Here is a 26,702-nt window from a genome sequence, read left to right as displayed (position 1 = left end):
CTAGTTTCTAGCTCTTTTTTAGGAGAAATTTTAATGTATTACGGAAATATAAAGAAAAACGATATCGCAAATGGCAAAGGTGTACGTGTGACACTGTTTGTATCAGGCTGTACAAATCATTGTAAAAATTGCTTCCAGCCAGAAACATGGAGCTTTGATTATGGTAAGCCTTATACAAAAGAAACAGAAGATGAGGTTATTGAAGCTTTAAAGCCAAGTCATATTTCAGGTTTGACATTACTTGGTGGAGAGCCTTTTGAACCGGAAAATCAACGAGAATTAGTTAAATTGCTGCGTCGTGTACGTAAAGAATTACCAGAAAAGAATATTTGGTCATTTACTGGATTTATTCTTGATCAAGACTTGTTGGAGGGTGGTCGCAAACATTGTGAAGTAACAGATGAAATGTTGTCGTTATTGGATGTTTTAGTGGATGGTCCATTTAAAGAAGAAGAAAAAGATATCACATTGGCATTTCGTGGTTCAAGAAACCAAAGGCTTATTGATATGAAGAAATCTTTGAAAGAACAAGAGGTAGTTGAATTGGAAGTTTAATCTTCCAATTTTTTTATCAATTGTTAAGAAAATTTGATATAATAAATTCATGAACTATAGTGTGATTGTTTTAGCTGCTGGAAGAGGCAGTCGTACGAATTTAGATTATAATAAAGTATTTTATACTTTTGAAAATGGACAAACTGTACTGAATAAGAGTCTGTCTGTTTTTTTATCAGATGAAGATTGTAAACAGGTCGTTTTAGTTTGTGCGGATTATGAAAAGGACTATGTTACTGAAAACTATTTATATGATTCTCGAATCCAAGTTGTAACAGGAGGACAAACACGTCAAGATAGTGTATACAATGGATTACAAGTCGTAAATCAAGATTATGTCATGATTCATGATGGGGCTAGACCTTTTGTTGAAAAAAAGTGGATTTTAGATTTAAAACATACTTTAGAAACGGAATCGGCTTGTTTATTGATGGTGCCTAGTGTGGATACGACAAAAATTGTTGTGGATGGCTATGTAAAGGAATCATTAGAAAGAAAGCTTGTATATCATGCACAGACACCGCAATGTTTTAAAACAGGCTTGATTAAAGAATGTCACCAACTCGCAAGAAATAAACAAGTGCAGGCAACGGATGATGCACAACTTGTAGAATGGTTTTCGGATGTGAAAGTAAAGGTTGTATTATCAAGTTTCACAAATAAAAAAATAACTTTGCCAGAAGATTTGAAAGGATAGGTATAAAGATGGAATATTCAGCGTTGGTATTTGATGATTGTAAAGAAGTAGAAGATACGTATGACAAATTGTTAGAAACAATTGATTTGTTTGCGAATGATGAAAATTGTACACAAATCGTTGTGAGCTGTAAAAGTGTATGGACATTAAGACTGGCTTCATCTCCTAAAAATAAGGTGATGCTTGTACAAAGACCAGATAAACCATATGTTGCTTTGTTGAATGGTTTAAAGGCTGTTAAACAAGAAAATGTTGTAGTGACAGGCATTTCTACAAAGCATACAAAAGAAAATGTCGATGTCTTATTAGATCATTTATCAAAATATCCAGCTATTAACTTTGATAAAGACTTGCAGGCATTTGATACAAGATTATTGATGTTCTGCCTACAAAAAGCCATTGAATCCAACTTGGCAATTACATCTTATGCCCAAGCTGTTACGCTTGCGGATACACCATTAGAATCTATTGAATGATACGGCTATTGTCGTATCTTTTTTTTAATAGAATCTTAATAATTTCACATGCGAAAAGGTAGTACAATAAATATATGCATAACTCAAATAATTTATCTAAAAGCTATAAAGAAATAATTAAACAACACATATTTACTTTATTTAATGGAATCAACGTTGTTCTAGCTATATTTGTATTCTTTACGGGATCTTACCGTAATATGCTCTTTATGATTACCGTCATTTTGAATATGTTGATTGGACTCTTTCAAGAAATTCGTTCAAAACATATGCTGGATAAGTTGTCACTATTACACCAGCCAAAGATTCATGTGATTCGAAATGATACTGAAATTGAATTAAATATTCAAGAAATTGAGGTGGATGATGTTTTAGTTTTATATGCCGGTGATGAAATCGGTGTAGATGGACACATAATATCAGGAAGTATTGAATGTGATGAGTCTATGTTGACTGGTGAAAGTGATGCAGTATATAAAAAAGAAAAAGATACATTGTTAAGTGGAAGTTTTGTGGTATCCGGAAAATGTTGGATGCATGTCGATAAAGTAGGACAAGACACATATGCTTACTCTATATTAAAACATGCCAAACGCTTTAAAAGATATCCAAGTCAACTTCGAGATTCAATTGATACCATTATTAAATGGTGTACATACATTTTAATTCCACTAGGATGTGCCTTGTTTATTAAACAATTGATTAAAACCAATTATACAACTGCAACCTTAAATACAGTGGCTGCTGTTGTAGGTATGATTCCCGAAGGACTTGTATTTTTGACAAGTGTTGCCTTGGCAATCAGTGCTTATAAGCTTGGTAAACAAGATGTTTTAGTACAAGAACTTTATTGTATTGAAACTTTAGCTCGAACAGACACACTTTGTTTAGATAAAACAGGTACATTGACACAAGGAAAGCTAAGTGTTTGTCACGTAGAAGAAAATGAAAATATCGATGGAATTCTAGGTGATATGATGCAAGCTTTACCGGATGACAATGCGACTGCCGTTGCGATAAGAAATTATTTTAAGGCAAGAGATTATAAAAAAGTTGTATCTTATTTGCCATTTTCAAGTCAAAGAAAATATTCAAGTGTGACATTTGAAGATGGAGAATATAAATTAGGAGCCTATTCATATATTGCCAAAGAGATAGATTCAGAAGTCGAAAAACACATAGAACACTATACGTCTCAAGCTATGCGTGTTGTTGTTTTAATGAAAGATGATTCTGTTTTGGCTTATATTTGTTTACAGGATGAATTAAGGCCAGATGCCAAAGATACTTTAAACTTCTTTAAAAAACAAGGTGTAGATATTAAATTGATTTCAGGCGATGATCCAAAAACAGTTGAAGCTCTAGCTAGAAAGGCAGGTTTTACATCCAAAAGTATCGATATGTCTAGCGTAAAGGATGTAGATTCTGTTGTTGATTCCTATTCGATTTTTGGGCGTGTTACACCAGAACAGAAAAAGGAACTAGTCTTAGCTTTAAAAAGAAGAAATAAAACCGTCGCAATGACAGGGGATGGCGTTAATGATGTCATGGCATTAAAGGAAGCGGATTGTTCCATCGCGATGGGCTCAGGCTCACAAGCATGTAAAAGTGTGGCAAGCTTAGTTTTATTAGAAAACCAAATGAATGCATTACCTGTTATCTTGTATCAAGGTAGATGTGTTATTAATAATATTCAAAGAACAGCCTCCTTATTTTTAGTGAAGACAATCTTTTCAATTGGACTTTCTTTATTGACACTTGTATGTTTAAAAAACTATCCATTTAAACCCATCCAATTGACATTGATTTCTGCCTTGGCAACTGGTATTCCTAGCTTTGTATTAACGCTTGAACCAAATGGAAATATTGTGAAAGGAAAATTTTTAAGGAATGTCATATCTAAAGCATTACCAGGCGCTATATGTGTTATATGTAGCGTAATTGGTGTATCGATTCTAGGTCATTTTGTATCTATTTCACCAAGCGAATATTCAACAATGTGCACAATTCTTGCCGGAGTGAATGCACTTATGGTATTGATACGAGTATGTGTACCAATGACACTTTTAAGAAAGATATTAGTTACAATCATGTGTATGATTTTTATAGGTTCAATCATTTTATGTAAGAACTTTTTCTATATTGTTCACTTAAGATGGTATGAAATTATCTATGTAATTCTAAATATATGTTTGATCCCCTTTATACTAACGTTTGTATCGTATTGGGTAAAAGTATTTTTGAGAAAACTAAATCGTAAAAAGAAAAAGTTTGGAAATTAATCCAAACTTTTGTTTATCCCCAAACCTCTTCGGCAATTTCTTTAACCAATTTAACTTTAGCCCATTGTTCATCTTCTGTCATGATATTTCCTTCTTCAGTTGAAGAAAAACCGCATTGTGGGCTTAGACAAAGTTGTTCTTTGGCCACATATTTTTCAGCTTCTTGAATTCTTTTCTTTACTTCTTCTTTGTCTTCTGGTTCTGGAAATTTTGAAGTAATCAATCCAAGAACGACTTTTTGATTTTGAATATAGCGAAGTGGACTAAAATCACCGGATCTTTCTGAATCATATTCTAAGAAGAATCCATCTACCTTACAATGACCGAATAAAGTTTTGGCAACTGGTTCATAACCACCAGATGAGAACCAAGTAGATCTGAAGTTTCCTCTACAGATATGCATTGTGATTGTCATATCTTCTGGCTTTGCCTCTAGTGCGAGATTGATCATGTCGACATAAGATTTTGCGATTTCATCTAAATCAAGACCTCTTTCCTTATAAGCCTTTCGTTTATTCGCATCACAGAATTCTCCCCAAGATGTATCATCCAATTGTAGATATCTACATCCAGCATCATAAAATGCACGGATAGCCTTCTGATATGCAATCGCAATATCATGATACAACACATTCATGTCTTGATAACGTTTAATAGGTGTATATTCTTCGCTACGTACGCAACAAATTAAATGAAGCATAGAAGGAGATGGAATTGTCATCTTACAAAGCGTGCCTTGTGCGATACTATTTAAGTATTTGAAATGTTCTAAAAATGGATGGTTACCAAAATCAATTTTATCTACAATCTTTAATGTAGCTGCTTTAGGCTGATGCCCTTTAAAATGTACAGACCAATGATCCGCCTTAATTTCTTCTACACCATCAAGATCGGCAAGAAAATCTAAATGCCAATATCTTCTTCTGAATTCTCCATCTGTAACGGCTTGAAGTCCTACTTCTTTTTCTTTTGTGACTAACTCTTGGATGGCTTTATCTTCAATAGCTTTTAATTGTTTGGCATCAATCGTTCCATTCGCAAATTCTTCTCTAGCACTTTTTAGATAGTCGGGACGTAAAAAACTTCCGACTACATCATATTTAAATGGTGGTTGAACTGTCATAATCAATTCCTCAACTTTCGTGTGTGTTAAGTCTATCACATTTGTAGACTATAGAATAATTGAAATATTCTTTATGTGGTTATAGTTAAAAACTATAATAAAAAAGAAGCCTGGAATTAACCCCAGACTTCTTCGGCAATTTCTTTGACTAATTTAACTTTAGCCCATTGTTCCTCTTCTGTTAATTTATTGCCGATTTCACAAGACGCAAAACCACATTGTGGACTTAGACACAAGTTTTCTAATGGGACATATTGACTCGCTTCTTTAATACGAGCAATCACAGTTTCTTTGTCTTCTAATTTAGCTGACTTTGTCGTAACTAAACCAAGAACAACTTTTTTATCTGGTGTGACCGCTTTTAATGGTTCAAATCCACCAGAACGAGCATCATCAAATTCTAAGAAATAGGCATGTACATTTTCTTTCGCAAATAATGTTTTTGCGACGGCATCATAGGCACCGCTTGAAGCATAGGTAGAGTGGAAATTACCACGACAAACATGCGTATTGATTGTTAGATCTTCTGGTTTATCTTCAATCGCAAGATTGTTGATACGCAAGAATAATTCTTGTACTTTTAGTAAACCTTCTTGATCTGTTTGGAAAAACAACGGCGCTTTTTCATCCACTAACATACCCCATGAACAATCATCCAACTGGATGCATCGACATCCGACATCATATAATTGTTGGATCACAACTTTATACCCATTCGCAATATCTTGAACCAATTCTTCTGTATCTTCATAATATTTTTTTGTATTTTCCATCGCAAAAGGAAGAATCATTTGTTCTAAAAATTGGGCTGGAGCAGGAATGGTTTGTTTGGCAATTGTGTTTTCGTCTTCGAATTGTTTCACAAATTTAAAATGTTCTACAAAAGGATGGATTCCATTTACACCTACTTTTCCAGTGATATATGTATCATCAATCATGGCAGCTTCTCCATGGAAAGGAAGACCAGTCTTGGTTGGTGTATGCGATACACCATCAAATCCCCACATAAAATCTAAGTGCCAAGTCGCACGTCTAAATTCACCATCTGTGATCACATGAAGTCCGGCTGCTTTTTCTTTTTGAATTAAATCGGTAATGCACTCATCTTCGATTTGGGCCAATTCTTCTCTTGAAATTTTTTTAGACTCATAATCTTTACGAGCTTGTTTTAGTTTTTCAGGTCTTAAAAAACTTCCAACTACATCATATCTATAAGGTGTTTGTACTGTCATAATTAAATTCCTCAACTTTCGTTGGATTAAGTCTATCACATTTGTCGAGTATAGAATAATTGAAATATTCTTTAGTTTGTTATAGACAAAAGCTATAATAAAAGACCAATTTCACTTGGTCTTTTGAATATATTGAATTAGATGATTTAGATAATTTTTTGACATGTTGGATAAAACGCCATCACTAATATAGCCTATTTCCATAACTTCATCGCTATCAAGTGGAATGGATACAATGTTGTCTCCGTTTAAATCCGTGCTTAAGATACCTGAAGAAATCGTATATCCGTTTAGTCCAATCAATAAATTAAATAATGTAGCGCGATCAGAAACAACGATACTCTTTTTAGATGGTTGCGTACTGTGTAGTTCTTCAGAAAAATAAAATGAATTATTGATACCTTGTTCATATGTTAGACGGGGATAGTTCTCTAAATCTTCCATTTTCACTGTTTTTTTATTGGATAAAGGATTTGTCTTAGAAACAAACACATGGGGTTTGGCTTCAAATAATTTAGTGAATGTAAGATGTTCTTTCTTTAAGATACTTTGAATGACTTCACGATTGAAATGGGAAAGATAAAGAATACCAAGTTCACTTCGATGGTTTTTTACATCATCAATAATGTCATGGGTTCTTTGTTCTCTTAATGAAAATTCATATTCACTTTGATTGTATTCTTTGACTAAGGCGACAAAGGCATTGACCACAAAGGCATAGTGCTGGCTTGAAATCGCAAATACAGTTTTTGCCGGAACTGTATTTTTATATTGTTCTTCAAGTAAGTTGGCTTGTTCAATGACTTGTCTAGCGTAGCCTAGAAATTTTTCTCCTTGTTCAGAAAGAAGAATACCTTTATTTGTTCGAACGAATAAACAGATGGACATTTCTTCCTCTAAATCATGAATGGATTTTGAAAGAGATGGTTGTGAAATAAACAAAGCTTTGGCTGCGGAATTAAAAGATCCAGATTCAACGACCTGGATCACGTAGCGCAATTGTTGCAGCGTCATTAGTCAACAATTGTGATTGTATCAATCACTTGAGGATTTCTAGGACGATCATTGAAAGTAGTAGGTGTCTTTGCGATTTTATCTACATTTTCCATACCTTCAATAACTTTACCAAACGCAGCATATTCACCATCTAAATGAGGTGCATCTTGGTGCATAATGAAGAATTGACTTCCTGCACTATTTGGATCCATAGCACGAGCCATAGATAATACACCACGAGTGTGTTTTAAATCGTTTTTAAATCCATTCGATGCGAATTCTCCATGAATTGTATAACCTGGACCACCAGTACCATTTCCAATTGGGCATCCACCTTGAATCATAAATCCTTTAATAACACGGTGGAAAGTTAATCCGTTATAGAATTTCTTTTCGATTAGACTCAAAAAGTTTTGAACGGTTTCAGGAGCAATCTCTGGATATAATTCCGCTTTGATTTGATCTCCATTCTTCATTGTGATTAAAATATTTTTCGTTTCCATGTTTTAGTTTTCCTTTCTTATATATTGTAATGCGATACAACCAAGACCTGTATGTACGGCAATTACGGAACTAATATAGTTTATATGAATATTTTCTTCAGGTACACCCTTTTCGATAAAACATTTTTTAAAATGGTTGGCACCCTCTAAAAAATCTGAGTGAATAATATAGATATCTGTATGTTTGATATCAATATCATCAATAACTTTATCAATCGCATAGGCATCGGCTCTCTTTTCTGTGCGGACCTTATTTAAAACATCAATTCTGCCTTCTGTACCTTTATTTAGGTGTAAGACAGGATAAATCTTTAATAAGCCCGCAAGCGTTGCAGCCATTGGCGTTAATCTTCCACCGCGTTTTAAGTGCTGAAGATCTTTTACAAGAATCAATGAGTTTGATTCATTAATGGTAGGTTGAACGATATCCAATATTTCTTGGGAAGACTTATTTTCATCCACTAATCTTTTAATCCAGATTGCGACGTGTTTTTCAAGCTCACAAGTTGAATACATATCAATGACATGTACATTCATTTCGAGTTCACGGGCAATACTTTGCATGGTGCTAGCATTTGTGGATAATCCATTCGTCAATGGAATCGCAAATACTGTATCGTATTCTTTTTTGAGTTCTTCGAATAAATTATAGATTTTTTGGTAAGCAGCCATACTTGTTTTTGGCATTTTACCTTTGGCTAATTCTTTATAAATATCTTGTGTTGAAATCTCTAATGTATCTTGGTATGTTGTTTCATCAATTGTGATTTGTAAGGGAAGCAGGTAAATACCTAATTCTTTTGCCTGTTCAAAAGATAGATTGGATCCTGTATCCGTTACAACGGCAATTTTTTCCATACTAGAATCCTCGAATAGTTTGGGCATCGATGTTTTTAATAATTTCAACCGCAAGTTTTACAGCATTGTCATAATCTTCTTCAGAACAGATGCCAAAAGAAGCGTGCGCAAAACGAACTGGAATACCAATAATGATGGTTGGAATGTTATAGCGGTGTGTGATACCTGCATTGGTTCCTCCACCTTTTCTTACACTTTCCTGTACAGGAATATTTTTTTCATGAGCCAAATCAATTGCATAACGCATAAAACGAGGGCTTGTGATATAAGAACGGTCAAACCAACGTAACATTGGACCTTTTTTCAAGGCGGATTGAATCATGTAGTCTGGTTCAAATGTATCATCACTTGGACATCCTTCGAAACAAATCGCAATGTTTGGACTTAAATTTTTGATGGCTGTGTCCATACCTCTTTCGCCCACTTCTTCTTGCGTTGTTAATGTGGCTTCAATGTTGTGGTTTACATCTTTTAATTGGTGAAGTACATCCATTACGGCTGCACATCCAATACGACAATCAAAAGCTTTTCCTAAGAAGATTTTGTGTGCTTCATCATATTTACAAGTAACGGCAGGACACATGAAGTTACCTACTGAAATATGGAAATCTTCTTTTACTTCTGTAGCACTTGTAGCTCCTACATCAATAACTAGATCATCAAAATCTACTTTTCCATTACGCTTTGCTTCAGATAAGAAGTGGACGGGTTGACTTGCCACAATACCAGAAATCTTTTCACCTTTATCATTTAGAATCCAGACTTCACCAGATACAATGTTTTTTGGGTCCCATCCACCTAATGGTAAAAAGCGAATTGTACCATTTGGCTTGATGGCTTGTACAATAAAACCAACTTCATCGGCATGCGCATCCAAAAGAATAGTTGTCTCGTGTTCTTTATCTTGTTTAAAGTGCATATATGTATTACGCATTGTGTCATCATGAACTTCACAAATATCCTTTACATCTTCCATGGCTAATGAAGATACTTCATCTTCCATGCCACTTGGTCCAAAGGCAGTTGAGAAGTCAAGAATTCGTTTAATTTTTGAATTCATATCATTTCCTCCATAAATTTGTTAATATTATAACACAGATACATACTTGTGGATGTGATTCTGGTCATTTGAATCAAATTGTATTTGGACAAAGGACTAGAATAATTGTATCTTACCGAAAAAGGAGATTTTTGCATGAAAAAATTAATGTCAAAACTACATTTTAGAAGTATATATAAAACAATCGTATTAACTTTGATCTTATGCTTTGTCTATAACATTGCCTATTTAATGATGAGTGCTTCCGGTATGAATGTCTATGTAAGACAAAGTCTAGAAGTCGTACTAAGTTTATTATCGAGTTTAGGCTTCTATTTTATTTGTACAAAGATATGGAAAAAGAAGAATTTTTGTGCATCTGCAGTTTTAAAAGTGTTAGTACTACAAGGTATTTATATTTTAATTGTGAGCGGAATTCTTTCAAATCTAGTGAATGTTTGCGCAAATAATACCGGCTTAATGTTAGTGCTACAACTTATTAGCGCATTCTGCTTAGTTATGATGGTGCCATTCCAATTGATTTTCTATTATGGATTGATTCATGATAAAAACTTAAAGGAATTTATTCCTTTCGCCTTAAAAAAACACCAGAAATCCATGTTGAACTGGTATTGTACATTACTAATCTGTATTGTTGTATTTGATACAATGTCTGGAGGGTTATTTAGTGCAGCACAAGGCTTTAATGCCCAAAGTATTTTAGTTGGATCTATGTATATGGGAAATCCCATGATATCTTGGATGATGTATTTATTCTTGGGAGTTAGCTTTCAGTCAAGTCTTGCCGCTATGTTTACTTATTTGTTTGTGAATTTCTTAATGGGCTTTATCTATTGCATTCTTGAATTGAATTATGTTTCTTATGTAGGAAGTCTTTTAGATGCAGATTAATGAATTAAAAATTACCAGTCGAAGACTTGGCCTTTTAGTAAAAATGAATATCTTAACTGTAGAAGATTTATTGAAATATTATCCTTTACGTTATGATACCGTACAAACATTGCCATATTCACAGTGGAATGAAAAAGAAAATGTTGTATTTCAAGGTTTGATTTGTTCGGCTACCCGAGTGATTCGTTTATCGAAAAATCGTTCTATGACTAAATTTAAAGTGATGTCATGGAATGAAGAATTGAACATTACTTTATTTAATCGTCCATGGCCATCTCAGTTTGGCTTTGGCAAGACCATTACGATTTATGGGCAGTATCAAGGCAATAATAATGTGGTGGCTTCCACATACAATTTCAAACCACTAGATCAACAATTGGGCTTACATCCAGTGTATCCATTGATTGAAGGTTTGAAGCAATCGGATATACAGGCCATTATGAAAGAGGCTTTAAAACATGTGGATGTTTTGCCTCAAAGAGTACCACAAAGGTATATTGAAAAGTATAAGTTATTAGATATATCGACAGCTTATAAATGGATTCATTTTCCAGAGAATGAAAAGCAGCTGCATGCCGCAATTCGTACATTGAAGTATGAAGAGTTTTTATGTTTTCAATGTGTCATGCAGTCGATGCATGAAAAAAAGGAAATTAAAAAAGCTAAGAAATTTTCGGTGACAACCGTAAAGAAATGGATTTCAAATCTACCTTTTGAGTTAACGAAGGATCAGCTTTCAAGTATTGATGATATTCTATATGATTTAAAGAGTACAAATGTGATGTTTCGCCTTGTTCAAGGAGATGTTGGATGTGGAAAAACAATTGTTGCTCAAATTAGCATGTATGCCAATCAGCTAGCTGGGTATCAATCGGCTTTGTTGGCGCCAACCGAAATCTTAGCTCGCCAACATGTAGAGAATATGCATAAATTAGGTTTAGATGCGACTTTATATGTTTCAAGTATACCAGCTAAGGAAAAGAAAGAAATTTTAACGAAGCTTGAGAATGGGGAAATATTAAATGTGGTAGGAACACATGCTTTATTTCAAGAAAATGTTATTTTTAATAAATTAGGCCTTGTGATTGCGGATGAGCAACAGCGTTTTGGTGTGAAACAAAGAAGGTCTTTATTGGAAAAAGGTAAGTGTGTTGATTTTCTAATGATGTCAGCTACACCAATTCCTAGAACGTATGCACATTTCTTATATGGAGATATGGATATAAGTTCGATTCATACAATGCCTGCAGGAAGAAAGAGTGTTGTCACAAAGTATTTTAAAACTTCAAGTATGTCTCCTGTTTTAAAGGATGTGTTGAAATTTATTGAAGAAGGTAGACAATGCTATGTCGTATGTCCTGCCATTGAAGAGAATGATGAATATAAAATGCGTAATGTATTTGAGATTTATGAAGGTATGACAAAGACATTAAAAGATATACGTATTGGTTTGCTTCATGGGAAAATGACAAGTCAGGAAAAGGAAGAGACCATGGAAAAATTTTCCAAACATGAGCTAGATATCCTTGTTTCTACAACGGTTATTGAAGTTGGTATTGATGTAGCCAATGCGAGTGTGATGGTGATTTATGATGCGCATCGCTTCGGTTTAAGTACTTTGCATCAGCTTAGAGGACGTGTGGCACGTGATAAAAAACAGGGGTATTGTTTCTTGTTGTCGGCATCGAGTGATCCTCAGGCAATTGAGCGCTTAAAAAAGATGGAAGAATTAAAAGATGGCTTTGAAGTATCCAATTATGATTTGCATATGCGCGGTCCAGGTGATATTTTAGGAATAAGACAAAGTGGTATGCCTTGTCTAGTGTTTGGTGATTTTGAAAAAGACCAGGCAATGATGGAAACGTGTATTCAGGATGCCAAGGAAATCATACAGGATCAAGTGGATGTGGATTTGTTGTTGTATATTTCAAGGGCAATTGAAAGTGCACAGTATTTTGATTAGGAGTTTTACAATGGATAAACAGAAGATAGAGAATAAAGCTATATATTTTATGTGCTTATTAAGTATGATATGCATTCTTGTTTTGATTGCTTACTTCTTCTTTTTGCGTAATGTTGAAATTGATATTATGGCAAATGCGCAATATACGTATGTTGGAGAAAATGGGAATGCAAGTGTAACCGTAAGTGCTAAACAGGGGGATCTAAACCAAAGAACACAGGATTTTTTGAACTCTGTTCAATATGAAGTCAGCCCCAATACAGATTTATCAAATGGGGATACGATTCATGTAACGGCAACGTATGATGAGGCTTTAGCCAATCAATATCATTATCAGCCTAAAAGTGTGGAAACCGATGTGGTGGTTAAGGGGCTTGCCAATCGTTATAGTGCATTAGAAGATATTCCGAAAACATTGATTCAAGATGGAAAAGATGCAGCTATAGATTACGTTAAGGATAATCAAGAATCTATTTATACTATAGATGGTAAAGAAGATAAGGCGCCTGGACTTGATAAAATGAAGATTGTCTATTCGGCTTATTTGAAATCGAATCAAAAAAATAATAGTGATCGATTTGTGTATATTGTACAAATGAATTATGCCTCAGAAATTTTATATTACATGGTATGTATTCCGAATATTAATGATTCAGATACGATAGATACGCATAATATCTATGGAGAAAAGGCATATTTGACACAAGATGAGTTGAATAGTAAAGACTTTAGTGGATATGTAAATCGTGTATATTCATCAAAATATCAAATTGACCAAATAAATAAAGAAGTCAAATCAAATTGACTTCTTTATTTTAGTTTATTCATTAATTCTTCAAAATCTGGTTTTTCAATTTCATGAAATTCAATAGTAACACTGTCGTTATCTTTATAACGAGGAATCAAATGAACGTGGAAATGGTTAACGCTTTGTCCTGCAGCCTCATGCACATTACTTAAAATGTTGATGCCATCACAATGTAGAGCTTGTTCTAATTTGTTGGCAAGTTTACTAGCAACTTCAAATACATGGTTTCGTGTTTCATCAGGACAATCTAAAAAAGAATCACAGTGTTCTTTTGGGACAACAAGTGTGTGTCCATAAGAAGTAGGGTTGATGTCTAGAAAAGCGATAACACTTTCGTCTTCATAAATTTTATTGCTTGGAATTTCACCGTTAGCGATCATACAAAAAATACACATAAGTATAAGTCCTCCTTATTCAAAATAATACATCGTTTTAGATAAAATGAAAAGCCAGACTAAGGGGGTGTCTGGCTTTTCAATAAGGGGATAGAAAATAGTATGAATACCATTTACTGATTTCATACCGGCAAGGTCTTCAAACTCCTTGCTTGTATAGAAGTATACCATAAGTTGTGTCAAATAAAATGTGAAAAGTGTGGGAAAATATGTGATTTAACGTAAAAGTAGTATTTTTGCCCCACTTTTTTGATTTTTTTGTCTCATTTTACAAAATTGAGAGAGCTTGCGAGTGTCAAAAATGGGAAAATTTGGATTTTTCATGAATTATAAATATAGAGAACTAGTTTTATGCTATAATGTAAACTAAGCGGAGGTTTTGAGATGATTGTAAAAACCATTCAGGAAATAGTAAATATGATGCATGCAAATGTGCATGGTGATATTGATGATACAAGAAAAATACATGGTGTCGTGATTGATTCGCGACAGGTGACAAAAGATGTTTTATATGTACCAATTATTGGTCAAAGGGTAGATGGGCATACATTTGCTAAACAAACAATCGAAGATGGTGCTTTAATTAGTTTGTGGCAAAAGGATCATGTCCCATATCCAGATTTTCCTGTTATTTTAGTTGATGATACGCTTAAAGCTATGCAAGATCTCGCAAAAGCATATTTAGATGAGTTGCGTCCATTAGTAATTGGTGTAACGGGTTCTAATGGAAAAACAAGTTGTAAAGATATGTTATATAGTATTTTCTCACAGGAGAAGAAAACACAAAAAACACAAGGAAACCGTAACAGTGAGATTGGTCTTCCATTAACTATTTTTGACTTTGATGAAGATATTGAAGTTGCCATTTTAGAAATGGGTATGGAAAATAAAGGCGAAATTACGCAGTTGACTTCAATTGCACAGCCAGATATTTCTGTGATTACTTCTGTAGGTTCGGCTCATATGGAAAATTTGGGTGGTAGACTTCAGATTGCTCAGGCGAAATGTGAAATCTTAGAGGGATTAAAGGAAAATGGTTTATTCCTTTACAATTATGAAAGTGAAGAAATAAAACAGGTTCTTTCGACTTTGAATACAGAAAACAAGAAAATTGTTTCTTTTGGTCAAAATGGAGATGTTTCTATCACTAGTGATATTAAATATGATAAAAAAGGAATTGTGTTTAACTGTAATATTTTAGATGCACCTATTCATTTACGTGCATTTGGTGATTTCCAGGCTATGAACGCATTGCCGTGTATTTATATCGCAAAGGCTTGTCATTTAAAAGAAAAATCTATTTTGAATGGATTGGCTGATTTAGAAATGACAAAGATGCGTACACAGCTGATTCCAGTTTCAAATGCGTATATTTTAGATGATACATATAAATCAAATCCAGAAAGCGCAAAGGCAGCTATCGATACATTGATGGAATTGCCTGCAAAAAAACATATTGCGATTTTATCGGATATGTTAGATCTTGGAAGTGAAGAAAAACAATTGCACTTTGATGTGGGTGAATATGCTAAACGAAAAGGTGTAGATGAATTATATTGTACGGGTCCTCTTTCTAAAGAAACAAGTGATGGTTTTAATGGAAAGTGGTATGAAACAAAAGATGAGATATATGAAGCTATTAAACCTTTGTTAGCTCAAGATTGTATTGTTTTGATCAAGGGTTCAAGAGCTATGAAAATGGATACTTTAGTAGATGCGTTTAGGGGGAAAAACAATGAGTAAATTACGTTTAGGTGTCGTATTTGGAGGACAAAGTAGTGAATACTCTGTTTCATTGCATTCTGTCGCTTCCTTTTTACGTCAGATTCATGCTGATAACTATGATATGACTTTGATTGGAATTAATAAAAATGGACATTTCTATTTATATAACGGAGATGTAGATTCAATCGAACATGATACATGGGAAAATAAAGAAACTTGTGTATCTTGTGCATGGGTAAATGGAGGAATCATGCCTTTGGATGGCTCAAACAAAGTCATTGAATTGGATTGTGTATTCCCAGTACTACATGGAAAAAATGGAGAAGATGGATTGATTCAAGGATTACTTGAATTGATGAATATTCATTATGTAGGCTGTGATGTAATGTCGAGTGCGATGTCAATGGACAAAGAAATCATGCATATTCTTTGTAAGGAAGCCAATATTCCTTGTGCAGATTATATTTGTTTATACGCAAATCGAGAAAATCCTACATTTGAACAGATTCAAGAAGAGATTCCATTGCCTTGGATCGTTAAACCATGTAATGCAGGAAGTAGCTATGGAGTTCATTTTGTGAATAGTAAAGAAGAATTTGAAAGTGCATGTAAAGATGCTTTCTTCTATGATGGCCGCGGTAAGATCTTAGTGGAAAAAGTCATTAAGGGCTTTGAGATTGGTTGTGCTGTTATGGGAAATGAAGAAATCTTTACAGGATCTGTGGATGAAATTGAAATTACTGGTGGATTCTTTGATTTTGAAGGTAAGTATGAGATGAAGGGGGCAGCTATTTATTGTCCAGCTCGTATTGATGAAAAAACATTTAAAGAAGCACAAGAATTGGCTCGTAGAACATATATTGCGATGAACTGCTGTGGTATGGCACGTGTGGATATGTTTGTGACAGAAGATAAAGAAGTAATCTTAAATGAATTGAATACAATTCCAGGATTAACGGCTACTTCTCGTTATCCTTCTATGATGAAAGAAGCTGGCGTTGAATTTGCGGATTTAATTGATAAGCTAGTTGAATTAGCTATGCAAAGGACAATTGGAGCATGTTAGAAGCTTATAGTCGGGCTTGGACTGAAATTGATTATGATGCGATTGCACATAATGTAGAAGAAGTAAGAAAGCTCGTAAAGAACACAAAAATTATGGGTATCGTCAAAGCCAATGCGTATGGTTTAGGTGATGTCGCATGTGCTAAGGCTTTACAAAAATGTGGTGTAGATTACTTTGGTGTTTCTAGTGTGGATGAGGCTTTGAACTTAAGAAATGCTGGAATACAAGATAATATTCTAATATTAGGATATACACCTAGCATGCATTTCCACTATCTTCATGAACAAAATATTGTTCAATCTTTGGTTTCTATTGAATACGCAAGAGAATTAAATGCGTATGCCAAGGAAAATAATGTGAAGATTCGTTGCCATTGTAAAGTCGATACAGGTATGTGCAGAACGGGTATTGTTTATCAAGAACAAGATAAACATATAGAAGATATTTATGAAGAGTATCGTATGGAAAATCTATGTGTAGAAGGCATCTTCTCACATTTTCCAGTGAGTGATTGTTTGGATGAAGATTGTGCAGACTTCACAAAAAAACAAATTCAATTATTTGATGAAGTTATTGATTTATTGAAATCTCAAGGTATTGATCCAGGTATTCGTCACCTTCAAAACAGCTATGGTATTTTGAATTATCCAGAATTGGAATATGAATATTGTAGACCGGGTCTACTTTATATGGGTGTGACAAGTGATGATCATATTGAAATTAAGACAGATCCTGATTTTATTCCAATCATGTCTATGTATGCCAATGTGAGCTTGGTGAAATGGATCTATCCTGGACAAAGTGTAAGTTATGGTCGTCATTTTGTGGCTGAAAAGCCAACAAAAGTTGCGACAATGAGTATTGGATATGCGGATGGTTTACCACGTCTTTTATCGAATCAGGGATTTGAAGTGTTAGTGCATGGTCAAAGATGTAAGGTGATTGGAAACTTATGTATGGACCAATGTATGATTGATGTTACAGAAGTAGAAGATGTAAAAGAAGGCGATGTAGTATGCATCGTTGGTCATCAAGGAAATGAAGTCGTTACTGTGGATCAAATTAGTCGTATGGCTAAGACTATCAACAATGAGACACTAACTTCGATTTCTTCGCGTGTACCTAGATTAAAGGTGCGTTCATGAAAAGACAGTATGCATCGATAGATATTGCGCGTTATGTTTCGGCTTTATTGGTTGTATGTGTTCATACATTTCCATTTTTAGAGATTTCTGAAACATTTAACACGTACTTTATTCATACTGTATGTCGTTTGGCTGTTCCATTCTTTTTTACGACAAGTGGATTCTTCTTCTTTAGAAACTATGATTCAGAAAATGAAGATTTGAATGAGACTCGTTTAAAGAAGGCATTGATTCGTTTATTTAGAATCTATTTGATTTGGACAATTCTTTATTTGCCATATACGATTTTTGATTATACGCACACAGGTTTCCATATTAAGTATTTATTTACATATGTGAGAGATTTTTTCTTGAATGGAAGTTATTATCACTTGTGGTTTTTACCAGCTTTAATGTTAGCGGATGTAATTGTGTACTATTTGTATAAGAAAAAAGGCTTGAACTTCACATTGTTGACTACATTTATATTATATTTTGTAGGTTACTTGATTAATGTATATACACCAATTTGGGAAAGTATTCCAGGTATATCCTTCTTCTTTGGTTTCTTTACAAAAACATTGTCAACCGCAAGAAATGGAATCTTCTTTGGTCCTATGTTTATTGCGATTGGTTTATTACTTTCAAGAACACGTCGTTTACCTAAAAAGGTTAGCTTGATTGGTTTCTTGATTAGTTTTGTATTATTCTTTGCGGAAGTATCTATATATCGTCATTTCGGTATTTTAAGAGATCTAACAAGTATGTATATTTGTTTAGTTCCCGCTATTTATTTCTTAGTGAATTATTTATTAAAGGTCAATATTCCATATCGTAAAATGTTTACAATTTTACGTCATGATTCATTGATGATTTATACTTCACATATTTTGTTTGCCAAAATCTTCTTGGCATTGATGCCACATGCGCATTTAGTTGTTTATTTCTTAACTTTGGCATGTGCACAATGTTTGGCAGGTTTTGTGACGCGTTATCAGGATCAATATTCGATCTTAAAAAAATTACTGTAAGCTTATGATTCGATTATTTCAGGTGAAATGTGCTAACGAAAATGAAATTGAGGCACAGATCTTAAAAAAACTGCGAATCCGTAAAGAAGACCTTTTGCAGTGGCACGTACATAGAAAAAGTGTGGACGCACGTCACCAGAAGGTCTTATTTTCGTATGTCGTAGATTGTAAAGTTAAAAATGAAAAGAAGCTTTTAAAGCTAAAAGATGTTTCTCTAACTCCAGATGAAACGTATCATCCAGTAAAGAGTGGCAAACATGCACTATTGGCTAGACCTGTTGTCGTTGGTTTTGGTCCTGCTGGTATGTTTGCGGCTTTGATTCTTGCACAATCAGGATATAAACCTATTGTTTTGGAGCGAGGATCAAAAGTGGATGTTCGTAAACAAAAAGTAGAAACTTTTTGGGAAAATGGAGTTTTGGATGAAGAATGCAATGTCCAATTTGGTGAAGGTGGAGCTGGTGCCTTTAGTGATGGAAAGTTAACGACAAGATCGAAAGATTCGTTATGTCGTAAAGTCTTAGAGGAACTTGTTTCTTTTGGAGCAAAGTCTGATATTTTGATTGATCAGCATCCTCATATTGGTACAGATGCCTTCTTGGCGATTATTCGAAATTGTCGTGAAGAAATTGAACGTTTGGGAGGAACTTTCTATTTTGATACAAAGTTAGATGATATTAAAGTGGAAAATGGTACTTTGAAACAAATCTATTTCCATCACCAATGGGTAGATTGTAACGCTTTGATTCTTGCGACTGGACATAGTGCGAGTGATACCATTTTAATGCTTCATCAACATGGTATACACGTTGAAAATAAACCGTTTGCGGTCGGTGTTCGTATTGAACATAAACAAAAATATATCAATGAGGCCATGCTTCATGAATATAGTCAAGATGAAAGATTGATTCCAGCACGTTATCAATTGACATATACGGCATCAAATTCAAAAGGTGTATATACTTTCTGTATGTGTCCAGGGGGCTACGTGATTCCAAGTTCATGTCAAAAAGAACAATTGGTTGTGAATGGTATGTCATATGCGAGTCGTAGTGGAGAAAATGCCAACAGTGCATTGCTTGTGCAAATCAATGATTCGGATTATGGTAATGAATTGTTTGCCGGGTTAAAATATCAGGAAGATTTAGAAAAGAAAGCTTTCTTGATGGGACAAGATTATAAGGCTTGTGTACAGCTTGCAAAGGATTATCTAGAGAATAAAGTATCCAATCAATTTGAATCGGTATTACCAACGTATTCAATTGGGACAACATTCTGTGATTTGAATGATTTATTCTCTAAAGAAGTCAATCTAGCTTTACATGAAGCATTAGAACATTTTGAAAAGAAAGTGCCTGGCTTTGTTTCTAATGGAGCAATACTAAGTGCTGTAGAATCAAGAAGCAGCAGCAGCGTACGTTTGGTGCGTGATAAAGAATCTTATGTTTCGAATATTCAAGGTATCTATCCAAGTGGTGAAGGTAGTGGTTATGCAGGTGGCATTATGACGAGTGCTATTGATGGCATTCGTAGTGCTGAGCATTTGATTGAATACTTTGCCAAAGGGGATTTTTAGATGAATATTTTTGCGCCGGATTATTATGTTCAAAGTTTTAAAACTTTGAATATTCAAAAACTTCATGAAAAGGGAATACAATTACTTCTTTGTGATATTGATAATACGCTTGTGGCGTATGATGAAGAATGTCCAAATCAGGATGTGATTGATTTTATAAATAAGTTAAAAAGGAATGGAATTGAGGTTGCACTTTGTTCAAATTCACCAAGTTCTAGAGGTAAGAATTTTGGCAAGCATCTTCCAGTTTCAAATACATATCCATTTTCATGTAAACCATTTCCGTTTTGTTTTAAAAAGGCAATGAGAGATCATGGTTTAAAGGCAAATCAGATTGCGATTTTAGGCGATCAAATGTACACGGATATATTGGGTGGAAATATTTGGGGGCTATATACAATATTAACGGCTCCTATTGCGATCAAGGATCGAAATATCACAAAGGTATTTCGTTTCTTTGAAGAATTAATATATGGTTATTTAGAAAAGAAAAAAGTATTGAAGCGAGGTGAATTTGATGACTAAATATTGTAAGGGTTGTGGTGTTTTACTACAAAACGAAGATGAAAATGCACTAGGCTATGTTCCTACTTTAGATGCTTCTTATTGTCAAAGATGTTATCGTATTCGTCATTATGGCGATGTTACAATCAATATGCAGCAGGGAATTGAGTCCAATGCCACTTTAGAAAAAATCAATAAAATCGATGGTGTGGTATTCTGGGTTGTTGATTTATTTGCGTTTGAGGCTAACTTAATTTCGCGTTTGAATCAAAAACTTCCAGGTAAAGATATTGTGATGGTATTAACGAAGCGTGATGTTTTGCCTACAACTTTAACGGATGAAAAAATCATTAACTTTGTAAAGTATCGTCTTCACGAAGAAAATATTATTGTGAAGGATATTGTGATTTGTGGTTATCTATTAAAGGAAAATGATAAATCTAGAGAATACTCATCTCGTATTGTGAATGCGATTTTGAAGTATCGTAAGAACCGAAATGTGATTTTTATGGGTGTTGCCAATGCAGGAAAATCCACTGTATTGAATCATTTATTGGCATCGAAAGATTTAACGACTTCTCAAAATCCAGGAACTACATTGGATTTAGTTCCAATTCCTTTTGAGGATTATACGATTTATGATACGCCAGGTATTGAGAATACGCATTCTTTATTAACACATTTACAACCTAAAGATTTAAAGACAGTTATTCCGACAAAGCCAATTCGTCCATTTGTTTCGCAAATCTTTGAAGATCAATCGTTTGCGGCTGCAGGTTTGGCAAGACTTGATGTGGTAGTAAGTGGTAAGGCAACGGTAGTTGGATATTTCTCTCGTTCTTTATCGATTCATAGAGGAAAATTAAGTAATGCGGATGCATTATGGCAAAAACATTTAAATGGTATGTTAGTACCATGTGTAGATACTTCTTTATTAACGATGCATACTTTCCATGCTCCTAAGATTGAGGGAGAAAAGATGGATGTGTGTATTCATGGTATTGGATGGTTCTGTATTAGTGGACAAGTAAAAGATGTATATGTAAAAGTACATAAGGGAATTCAAGTAACGTTTAGAAAGGCGATGATTTAATGTTAACGAGTCAAAATAAAAAATATTTAAGAAAATTAGGAATGGAGTATAGATCATTATTCCAAATTGGAAAAGATGGTTTGAGTGATAATCTAATGGATACTTTATCGGATTCATTAGAGGCACATGAATTAGTAAAGTGTAATTTATTAAAGACATGTCCAGTGGATGTGCGTGAGGCAGCTATTGAGTGTGCAAGTGCAACAGGTAGTGAAGTGGTACATATTGTTGGACATACATTCTTATTGTATAGAAGAAGTAAAGAAAATAAATTGGGGCTTAAAAAATGAGAATTGCCATTGTAGGAGGTTCTTTTGATCCTATACATGATGGACATATTCAAATGGCAAATCAGTCTTTGCAGGGATTAGGTGTAGATGAAGTATGGTTTATGCCAACGTCGAATACGCCTTTAAAAGATCATGATCTGACATTGGATCAAGAGCGTTTGGCCATGATTGATTTGGTGGTTAAGAAAAGCCCAAAATTTAAAGTTTGTACACTTGAACTTGAAAGAGCAGGTAAGAGTTATACGTATGATACGTTAAAAGAATTGGTTGAAAGATATCCGGAACATGAGTTTTATTGGATCATTGGTAATGATCAATTGGTGCAGTTTGATAAGTGGTATCATGCAGATGAACTTGTAAAGATGGCGCATTTTGTATGTTTTGATAGAGATGGCAAGCTAGCCGATTCAAAGTATGACATTATGTGTATGCGCATGCCTTCGGTTCCTGTTTCAAGTTCAGATATTCGTATGGGAAATAAGTTGAATTATTTACCAGAAGAAGTTTTGCGTTATATCTATCGAAATCGATTGTATGTGAAAGATTTTGTTGCTTCTAGATTGACAGAGAAAAGATATAAGCATTCTTTATCGGTTGCCAAACTTTGTGAAGAGTTTGCGTTGAACAATGGGTATGATATGCATATTGCGTATTATATTGGTTTGTTTCATGATATAGCTAAATATATGCCTAAGGATGAAATGTTAAAATGGATGCAGAGTGTGTGTCCTGAAAATATGGAATATCCTGTGGCTGTATGGCATGGTTTTGTCGGGGCTGCTGTCACGAAAGATATCTTTTTAATTGAGAATCCAATTATCTATAATGCGATTTATCATCATGTATTAGGTACGAGTCAAGATCCATATGCGATGATGGTATTTTGTGCAGATAAATTAGATCCTTTGCGTGGATATGATTCTTCTAAATTGATTGAGATTTGTAACAAGGATATCAAAGAAGGATTTGATTTGGTGGTTGAACAAAACCGGGAGTATTTAAAGAGAGGATAAACATGGAAATTTTAGATATTGTAGTTCATGCGATCTGTGAAAAGAAAGCACAAGATGTACGTGTATATGATGTAACGAGTTTGACTCCTTTTATGGATTCAATGATTGTTTGTTCAACTACAAATATTCGTCAGAATAATGCGATTGCACAAAACATTAAGGATCGTTTAAGAGAAGCTGGATATATGGGGGATATGCATATTGAGGGTGACTCAGGTTCGAAATGGCTTTTAATTGATTTAAAAGAAGTTGTAGTCCATTTATTTGTGAATGAGGAAAGGCAGGTTTATAATCTGGACCGTTTATATTCGGATGTTCCAGTAAAAACGTATGATTTATAATACATTGGCACATTATTATGATGCGTTAGTAAAAGATGAAGAGGCATCTAGAGAATGGGTATCTTGGATTGAGAGTGAACTTGCGCCTTGTGATTGTTTAGAACTGGCTTGTGGTAGTGGTGAAATTACAGAGATGCTTGCGCAAAAAGGATATACTATGACAGCTCTTGATTTGAGTGAAGAAATGGTAAAGCAGGCTAAAAGTAAAAATTTAGAGGGTTCCATTCAATTTTTATGTCAGGATATGCGAAATTTAGAAAATCTAGAAACATACTCTGGTATTTTCTGTTTGTGTGATAGTTTTAACTATATTTTGGAAAAAGAAGAAATTGATGCATTCTTTCATGAAGTCAGTCAGCATTTAAAGCCAAATGGACTATTCTTCTTTGATACACATTCTTTAGATCGTTTAGAAGAGTTTGATTCTGAATATAATGAGACAGGTGCTTTTGAAGATGGTTGTCAATATCAATGGTCGATCATGGCAGAAGATGATTATGTATATCAGGATTTTGCGTTTTATATGAAAGATAAAGTTGTTCAGGAGCATCATATTCAAAGGGTATATGATCCAAAATGGTTGAGTGATACTTTATCAAAATATTTTGATATTTTAAAAGTCACAACGGATTTTGATATTGAGGGGATTGCGCCTGGTGAAAAGTATTTTTATGTATGTAGAAAGAAGGTACAAGAATGATTGGGATTGTAGCGGCAATGGATGCTGAAATCTTGGAATTTGAAAAGCGTATGGATTCTGTGGATCATACAAAAACGATTGCGGGATGTACATTAACATATGGAAAATGGCAAGGTAAAGATGTAGTTTTATGCAAGAGCGGTGTAGGTAAGGCTTATGCGGCTATGTCTTGTACTATTTTGTGTATGCAAGAAAACATCGACAGCATTATTAATGTGGGTACAGCTGGTGGATTAACACAGGATGAACAAGTGTTGGATATTGTGATTAGTGATAAGGTTGTACAGGCAGATTATGATACAAGTCCATTAGATGGTCCTTCTGGTGTTGGATTGGTGTATAATAGTCATGAAAAATTGAGCCAAAGCTGTATTGAAGCGGCAAATGCGATGAAGATTCGTTATCATGTAGGTACGATTGCTTCGCAAGACTTGTTTATGTCTAGAGATGAGGATTTTGAAAAATTAATGAACAATTTCCCAGACTCAATTTGTTCAGAAATGGAAGCAGGAGCGATTGGTGCTGTTGCCACAAAATTTAATATTCCATTCGTGATTGTGCGTTGTTTAAGTGATGTTGTGCATCATAATGAAAATCCAATGGAATTTTCAACCTATGTTTCTAAGGCAAGTGCTCAATCGGCTAAATTAATTGAAAATTGGTTGATGCGTATATAGTAAAAAGGAGGGGTAAGAATGGGACTAAAGCATAAGCGTAAAAGACAGCATGGAACAACGACTACAGTGGCATTGGTCATCATTCTTGTTCTTGTATTACTTTTGATTTGGTCTGAGTTTATTAGTGGACCAAATCGTGTTAAGGAACAGATTTATGCGCAAAGAATTGAAAAAATTGTTAAACAAAATAAGAATATTCAAGGTTTGAGTGAGCATGTCTTTGATTACACAACCTATCAGGGATATGATGATACAACTCTGTATTGGTATAATGCGAAGTCTGAACTGATTACTTCAAGAGATATTGAGACTTTGAATTATAAAAAGGCAAAGCGTATTGCGAAAAAAAACTATGATATCAAATGTGATTCGATTGTACTTGGATATGGCTACAACAATCCGGTATATGAGATTCGTGGATCGAATAAATTGATTTTATTGGATTATGATAGTTTTGAACGTGTTTATGAAAGGGAGATACAATAATGGCTGATTTTGATTTTAATGCACCTTATGTAGATCGTAGAACTTGGATCATTGATCATCTACAAGATCTTGTTCTAGAACCAAAAGAAATATTAGTCGTATTGTTGATTGATTTTTTCAACCAGCAGCATATTTCAATTGATCATGAATTGATTAGTGAAAAGCTAAAAATCAGTATCGATGAAGTGGAAGATATTTTTACGGAATTATCCGATAAAGGCTATTTAACTTTAGATTATGCGAATGGATCTTTGATTTTTAATATTGAAGGAATCTTTGAACTTTCTCAAGCAAATAATACTTCTATTGATCGTTCTTTACTCGAACAATTTGAAATGGAGTTTGCGCGTCCACTATCTTCAACGGAAATGCAAAGAATCATTGATATGGCAAGTATGTATGATGAGCGTCGTGTAATTTGTGCATTAAATGAAGCTGTATGTAATGAAGTTTGTGATTTAAATTATATTGAAAGAATTCTTCAGAATTGGCAACAAAAAGGCTTGTCGACTGAGGACTTGGAGAATGGCAAGCGATGAATGCGAATGAAATTCTGGATGAAATGGAGAAAATCTTTCCTAATGCGAAGTGTGAATTGTATCATGAATCTCCATTTCAATTGATTGTTGCAGTAGTGCTTAGTGCACAAACAACAGATGCGATGGTCAATAAGGTAACGCCAGCATTATTTATGGCGTATCCTACGGCAGAAAAGATGGCAAAAGCTACAGTTTCTGAATTAGAGCCATACATTAAAAAAATTGGTTTGTATCGCAATAAGGCACGTTCAATTTCCAATCTAAGTAAAGATTTAGTTGAAAGATATCATGGTGAAGTACCTTATACATATAAGGATCTAATGTCTTTAGCCGGTGTTGGAAGAAAGACGGCCAATGTTGTTCGTAGTGTTGCCTTTGATATTCCTAGCTTTGCGGTAGATACCCATGTCAATCGTGTTAGTAAGCGTTTGGGTTTAGCTAAATATAATGATTCGGTTGAAAAGGTTGAGGAAAAGCTAAAACGAAAAATCGATCGTTCAAGATGGAATCAAGGTCATCATGACTTTATATTTTTTGGTCGTTATCTTTGTCATTCCAGAAATCCAGAATGTGAAAGATGTCCATTTAAAAGCTTTTGTAAGAAAGATAAATATGAGAAATGGGTAACCAAAATCATTTAGGGTTTTAGCGCAATCATTTGGGGCCTAGTTCGGGGTCTGTGAATATTCGTTAAAATT

At 34.3% G+C, this 26,702-nt stretch carries 29 protein-coding genes; 22 read left to right on the top strand and 7 right to left on the bottom strand.

The genetic code is table 11. The features are described 5' to 3' along the window. Positions 1-33 precede the first annotated feature (33 nt). The 4 genes from nrdG to Q0F04_RS05395 all read left to right on the top strand — a co-directional run bounded on the left by nrdG (position 34) and on the right by Q0F04_RS05395 (position 4,010). On the top strand, positions 34-555 hold the full coding sequence (gene nrdG / locus Q0F04_RS05410; RefSeq protein ID WP_295751053.1) for an anaerobic ribonucleoside-triphosphate reductase activating protein: 522 nt from the start codon (positions 34-36) through the stop codon (positions 553-555). Positions 556-604: 49 nt separating this feature from the next. Further along, a complete protein-coding gene (gene ispD, locus Q0F04_RS05405) occupies positions 605-1,252 on the top strand; it encodes a 2-C-methyl-D-erythritol 4-phosphate cytidylyltransferase (RefSeq protein ID WP_295751050.1) in 648 nt (215 codons plus the stop codon). A gap of 8 nt (positions 1,253-1,260) precedes the next feature. Beyond that, complete coding sequence (locus tag Q0F04_RS05400; RefSeq protein ID WP_295751049.1) at positions 1,261-1,728, top strand: hypothetical protein; 468 nt, start codon at positions 1,261-1,263, stop codon at positions 1,726-1,728. Positions 1,729-1,802: 74 nt separating this feature from the next. Further along, on the top strand, positions 1,803-4,010 hold the full coding sequence (locus tag Q0F04_RS05395; protein ID WP_295751046.1) for an HAD-IC family P-type ATPase: 2,208 nt from the start codon (positions 1,803-1,805) through the stop codon (positions 4,008-4,010). A gap of 13 nt (positions 4,011-4,023) precedes the next feature. Here the strand turns inward: Q0F04_RS05395 and Q0F04_RS05390 are convergent, their stop codons facing one another. The 6 genes from Q0F04_RS05390 to Q0F04_RS05365 all read right to left on the bottom strand — a co-directional run bounded on the left by Q0F04_RS05390 (position 4,024) and on the right by Q0F04_RS05365 (position 9,782). Then, on the bottom strand, positions 4,024-5,133 hold the full coding sequence (locus tag Q0F04_RS05390; protein WP_295751043.1) for a 5-methyltetrahydropteroyltriglutamate--homocysteine S-methyltransferase: 1,110 nt from the start codon (positions 5,131-5,133) through the stop codon (positions 4,024-4,026). A 116-nt stretch (positions 5,134-5,249) separates the two neighbouring features. Beyond that, positions 5,250-6,365 (bottom strand): 5-methyltetrahydropteroyltriglutamate--homocysteine S-methyltransferase, encoded by a 1,116-nt coding sequence (locus Q0F04_RS05385; RefSeq protein WP_295751041.1) that lies wholly within the window; start codon positions 6,363-6,365, stop codon positions 5,250-5,252. Positions 6,366-6,476: 111 nt separating this feature from the next. Further along, positions 6,477-7,379: a LysR family transcriptional regulator gene (locus tag Q0F04_RS05380; RefSeq protein WP_295751038.1), complete on the bottom strand. Its 903-nt coding sequence runs from the start codon at positions 7,377-7,379 to the stop codon at positions 6,477-6,479. Continuing rightward, positions 7,379-7,864 carry a peptidylprolyl isomerase gene (locus tag Q0F04_RS05375; RefSeq protein WP_295751035.1) on the bottom strand — a complete coding sequence of 162 codons (486 nt, stop codon included), beginning with the start codon at positions 7,862-7,864 and terminating at the stop codon, positions 7,379-7,381. The genes Q0F04_RS05380 and Q0F04_RS05375 overlap by 1 nt, the downstream gene beginning before the upstream one ends. A 3-nt stretch (positions 7,865-7,867) precedes the next feature. Next, complete coding sequence (locus Q0F04_RS05370; protein ID WP_295751033.1) at positions 7,868-8,722, bottom strand: DegV family protein; 855 nt, start codon at positions 8,720-8,722, stop codon at positions 7,868-7,870. Position 8,723: 1 nt separating this feature from the next. Beyond that, positions 8,724-9,782 (bottom strand): M20/M25/M40 family metallo-hydrolase, encoded by a 1,059-nt coding sequence (locus tag Q0F04_RS05365; protein WP_295751030.1) that lies wholly within the window; start codon positions 9,780-9,782, stop codon positions 8,724-8,726. Between the two features lie 135 nt (positions 9,783-9,917). Here Q0F04_RS05365 and Q0F04_RS05360 point away from each other — a divergent pair, with 135 nt between their 5' ends. From Q0F04_RS05360 to Q0F04_RS05350, 3 genes are read left to right on the top strand one after another with little or no spacing between them, the layout of a single operon-like run. Beyond that, entirely contained in the window at positions 9,918-10,673 is a 756-nt protein-coding gene (locus tag Q0F04_RS05360) for a hypothetical protein (protein ID WP_295751027.1), read from the top strand. Then, the gene (recG, locus tag Q0F04_RS05355; RefSeq protein WP_295751024.1) at positions 10,663-12,636 is read left to right on the top strand and encodes an ATP-dependent DNA helicase RecG; all 1,974 of its coding nucleotides are present in this window, start codon (positions 10,663-10,665) and stop codon (positions 12,634-12,636) included. Before Q0F04_RS05360 ends, recG begins: the two co-directional genes overlap by 11 nt. Positions 12,637-12,646: 10 nt before the next feature. After that, positions 12,647-13,441, top strand: coding sequence for a hypothetical protein (locus Q0F04_RS05350; protein ID WP_295563992.1), 795 nt, complete (start codon positions 12,647-12,649; stop codon positions 13,439-13,441). A gap of 5 nt (positions 13,442-13,446) precedes the next feature. Here the strand turns inward: Q0F04_RS05350 and Q0F04_RS05345 are convergent, their stop codons facing one another. After that, positions 13,447-13,839 (bottom strand): HIT family protein, encoded by a 393-nt coding sequence (locus tag Q0F04_RS05345; RefSeq protein ID WP_295563994.1) that lies wholly within the window; start codon positions 13,837-13,839, stop codon positions 13,447-13,449. Between the two features lie 384 nt (positions 13,840-14,223). On the opposite strand from Q0F04_RS05345, the gene murF reads away from it, so the two are divergent. The 15 genes from murF to nth are packed head-to-tail and all read left to right on the top strand — an operon-like array spanning position 14,224 to position 26,645. Further along, the gene (gene murF / locus Q0F04_RS05340; protein ID WP_295751022.1) at positions 14,224-15,582 is read left to right on the top strand and encodes a UDP-N-acetylmuramoyl-tripeptide--D-alanyl-D-alanine ligase; all 1,359 of its coding nucleotides are present in this window, start codon (positions 14,224-14,226) and stop codon (positions 15,580-15,582) included. Further along, a complete protein-coding gene (locus tag Q0F04_RS05335) occupies positions 15,575-16,630 on the top strand; it encodes a D-alanine--D-alanine ligase family protein (RefSeq protein WP_295751021.1) in 1,056 nt (351 codons plus the stop codon). Before murF ends, Q0F04_RS05335 begins: the two co-directional genes overlap by 8 nt. Beyond that, complete coding sequence (gene alr / locus Q0F04_RS05330; RefSeq protein WP_295751018.1) at positions 16,624-17,775, top strand: alanine racemase; 1,152 nt, start codon at positions 16,624-16,626, stop codon at positions 17,773-17,775. The genes Q0F04_RS05335 and alr overlap by 7 nt, the downstream gene beginning before the upstream one ends. Beyond that, positions 17,772-18,785: an acyltransferase gene (locus Q0F04_RS05325; protein WP_295751015.1), complete on the top strand. Its 1,014-nt coding sequence runs from the start codon at positions 17,772-17,774 to the stop codon at positions 18,783-18,785. Before alr ends, Q0F04_RS05325 begins: the two co-directional genes overlap by 4 nt. Positions 18,786-18,789: 4 nt before the next feature. Beyond that, complete coding sequence (locus tag Q0F04_RS05320; RefSeq protein WP_295751012.1) at positions 18,790-20,361, top strand: FAD-dependent protein; 1,572 nt, start codon at positions 18,790-18,792, stop codon at positions 20,359-20,361. Beyond that, the gene (locus Q0F04_RS05315; protein ID WP_295564005.1) at positions 20,362-20,886 is read left to right on the top strand and encodes a YqeG family HAD IIIA-type phosphatase; all 525 of its coding nucleotides are present in this window, start codon (positions 20,362-20,364) and stop codon (positions 20,884-20,886) included. Further along, positions 20,879-21,958, top strand: coding sequence for a GTPase (locus tag Q0F04_RS05310; RefSeq protein WP_295751010.1), 1,080 nt, complete (start codon positions 20,879-20,881; stop codon positions 21,956-21,958). The genes Q0F04_RS05315 and Q0F04_RS05310 overlap by 8 nt, the downstream gene beginning before the upstream one ends. Next, the gene (locus Q0F04_RS05305) at positions 21,958-22,248 is read left to right on the top strand and encodes a YhbY family RNA-binding protein (protein ID WP_117571115.1); all 291 of its coding nucleotides are present in this window, start codon (positions 21,958-21,960) and stop codon (positions 22,246-22,248) included. Before Q0F04_RS05310 ends, Q0F04_RS05305 begins: the two co-directional genes overlap by 1 nt. After that, on the top strand, positions 22,245-23,261 hold the full coding sequence (locus Q0F04_RS05300; protein ID WP_295751006.1) for a nicotinate-nucleotide adenylyltransferase: 1,017 nt from the start codon (positions 22,245-22,247) through the stop codon (positions 23,259-23,261). Before Q0F04_RS05305 ends, Q0F04_RS05300 begins: the two co-directional genes overlap by 4 nt. Positions 23,262-23,263: 2 nt before the next feature. Further along, the gene (rsfS, locus tag Q0F04_RS05295) at positions 23,264-23,602 is read left to right on the top strand and encodes a ribosome silencing factor (protein WP_003864422.1); all 339 of its coding nucleotides are present in this window, start codon (positions 23,264-23,266) and stop codon (positions 23,600-23,602) included. Then, positions 23,592-24,302 carry a class I SAM-dependent methyltransferase gene (locus Q0F04_RS05290; protein WP_295751002.1) on the top strand — a complete coding sequence of 237 codons (711 nt, stop codon included), beginning with the start codon at positions 23,592-23,594 and terminating at the stop codon, positions 24,300-24,302. The genes rsfS and Q0F04_RS05290 overlap by 11 nt, the downstream gene beginning before the upstream one ends. Beyond that, positions 24,299-24,979, top strand: a complete 681-nt coding sequence (locus Q0F04_RS05285; protein WP_295750999.1) for a 5'-methylthioadenosine/adenosylhomocysteine nucleosidase — start codon at positions 24,299-24,301, stop codon at positions 24,977-24,979. Before Q0F04_RS05290 ends, Q0F04_RS05285 begins: the two co-directional genes overlap by 4 nt. Positions 24,980-24,997: 18 nt before the next feature. Next, positions 24,998-25,465, top strand: coding sequence for a hypothetical protein (locus tag Q0F04_RS05280; protein WP_295750996.1), 468 nt, complete (start codon positions 24,998-25,000; stop codon positions 25,463-25,465). Further along, positions 25,465-26,004 (top strand): DnaD domain protein, encoded by a 540-nt coding sequence (locus tag Q0F04_RS05275; RefSeq protein WP_295750991.1) that lies wholly within the window; start codon positions 25,465-25,467, stop codon positions 26,002-26,004. The genes Q0F04_RS05280 and Q0F04_RS05275 overlap by 1 nt, the downstream gene beginning before the upstream one ends. Further along, positions 26,001-26,645 carry an endonuclease III gene (gene nth, locus Q0F04_RS05270; protein ID WP_295750988.1) on the top strand — a complete coding sequence of 215 codons (645 nt, stop codon included), beginning with the start codon at positions 26,001-26,003 and terminating at the stop codon, positions 26,643-26,645. Before Q0F04_RS05275 ends, nth begins: the two co-directional genes overlap by 4 nt. Positions 26,646-26,702: the final 57 nt, after the last annotated feature.

It is taken from the genome of uncultured Holdemanella sp. (genome assembly GCF_934772795.1).
Taxonomy (GTDB): Bacteria; Bacillota_I; Bacilli_A; order Erysipelotrichales; family Erysipelotrichaceae; genus Holdemanella.
This window is presented reverse-complemented; position numbering and strand designations above follow the sequence as displayed.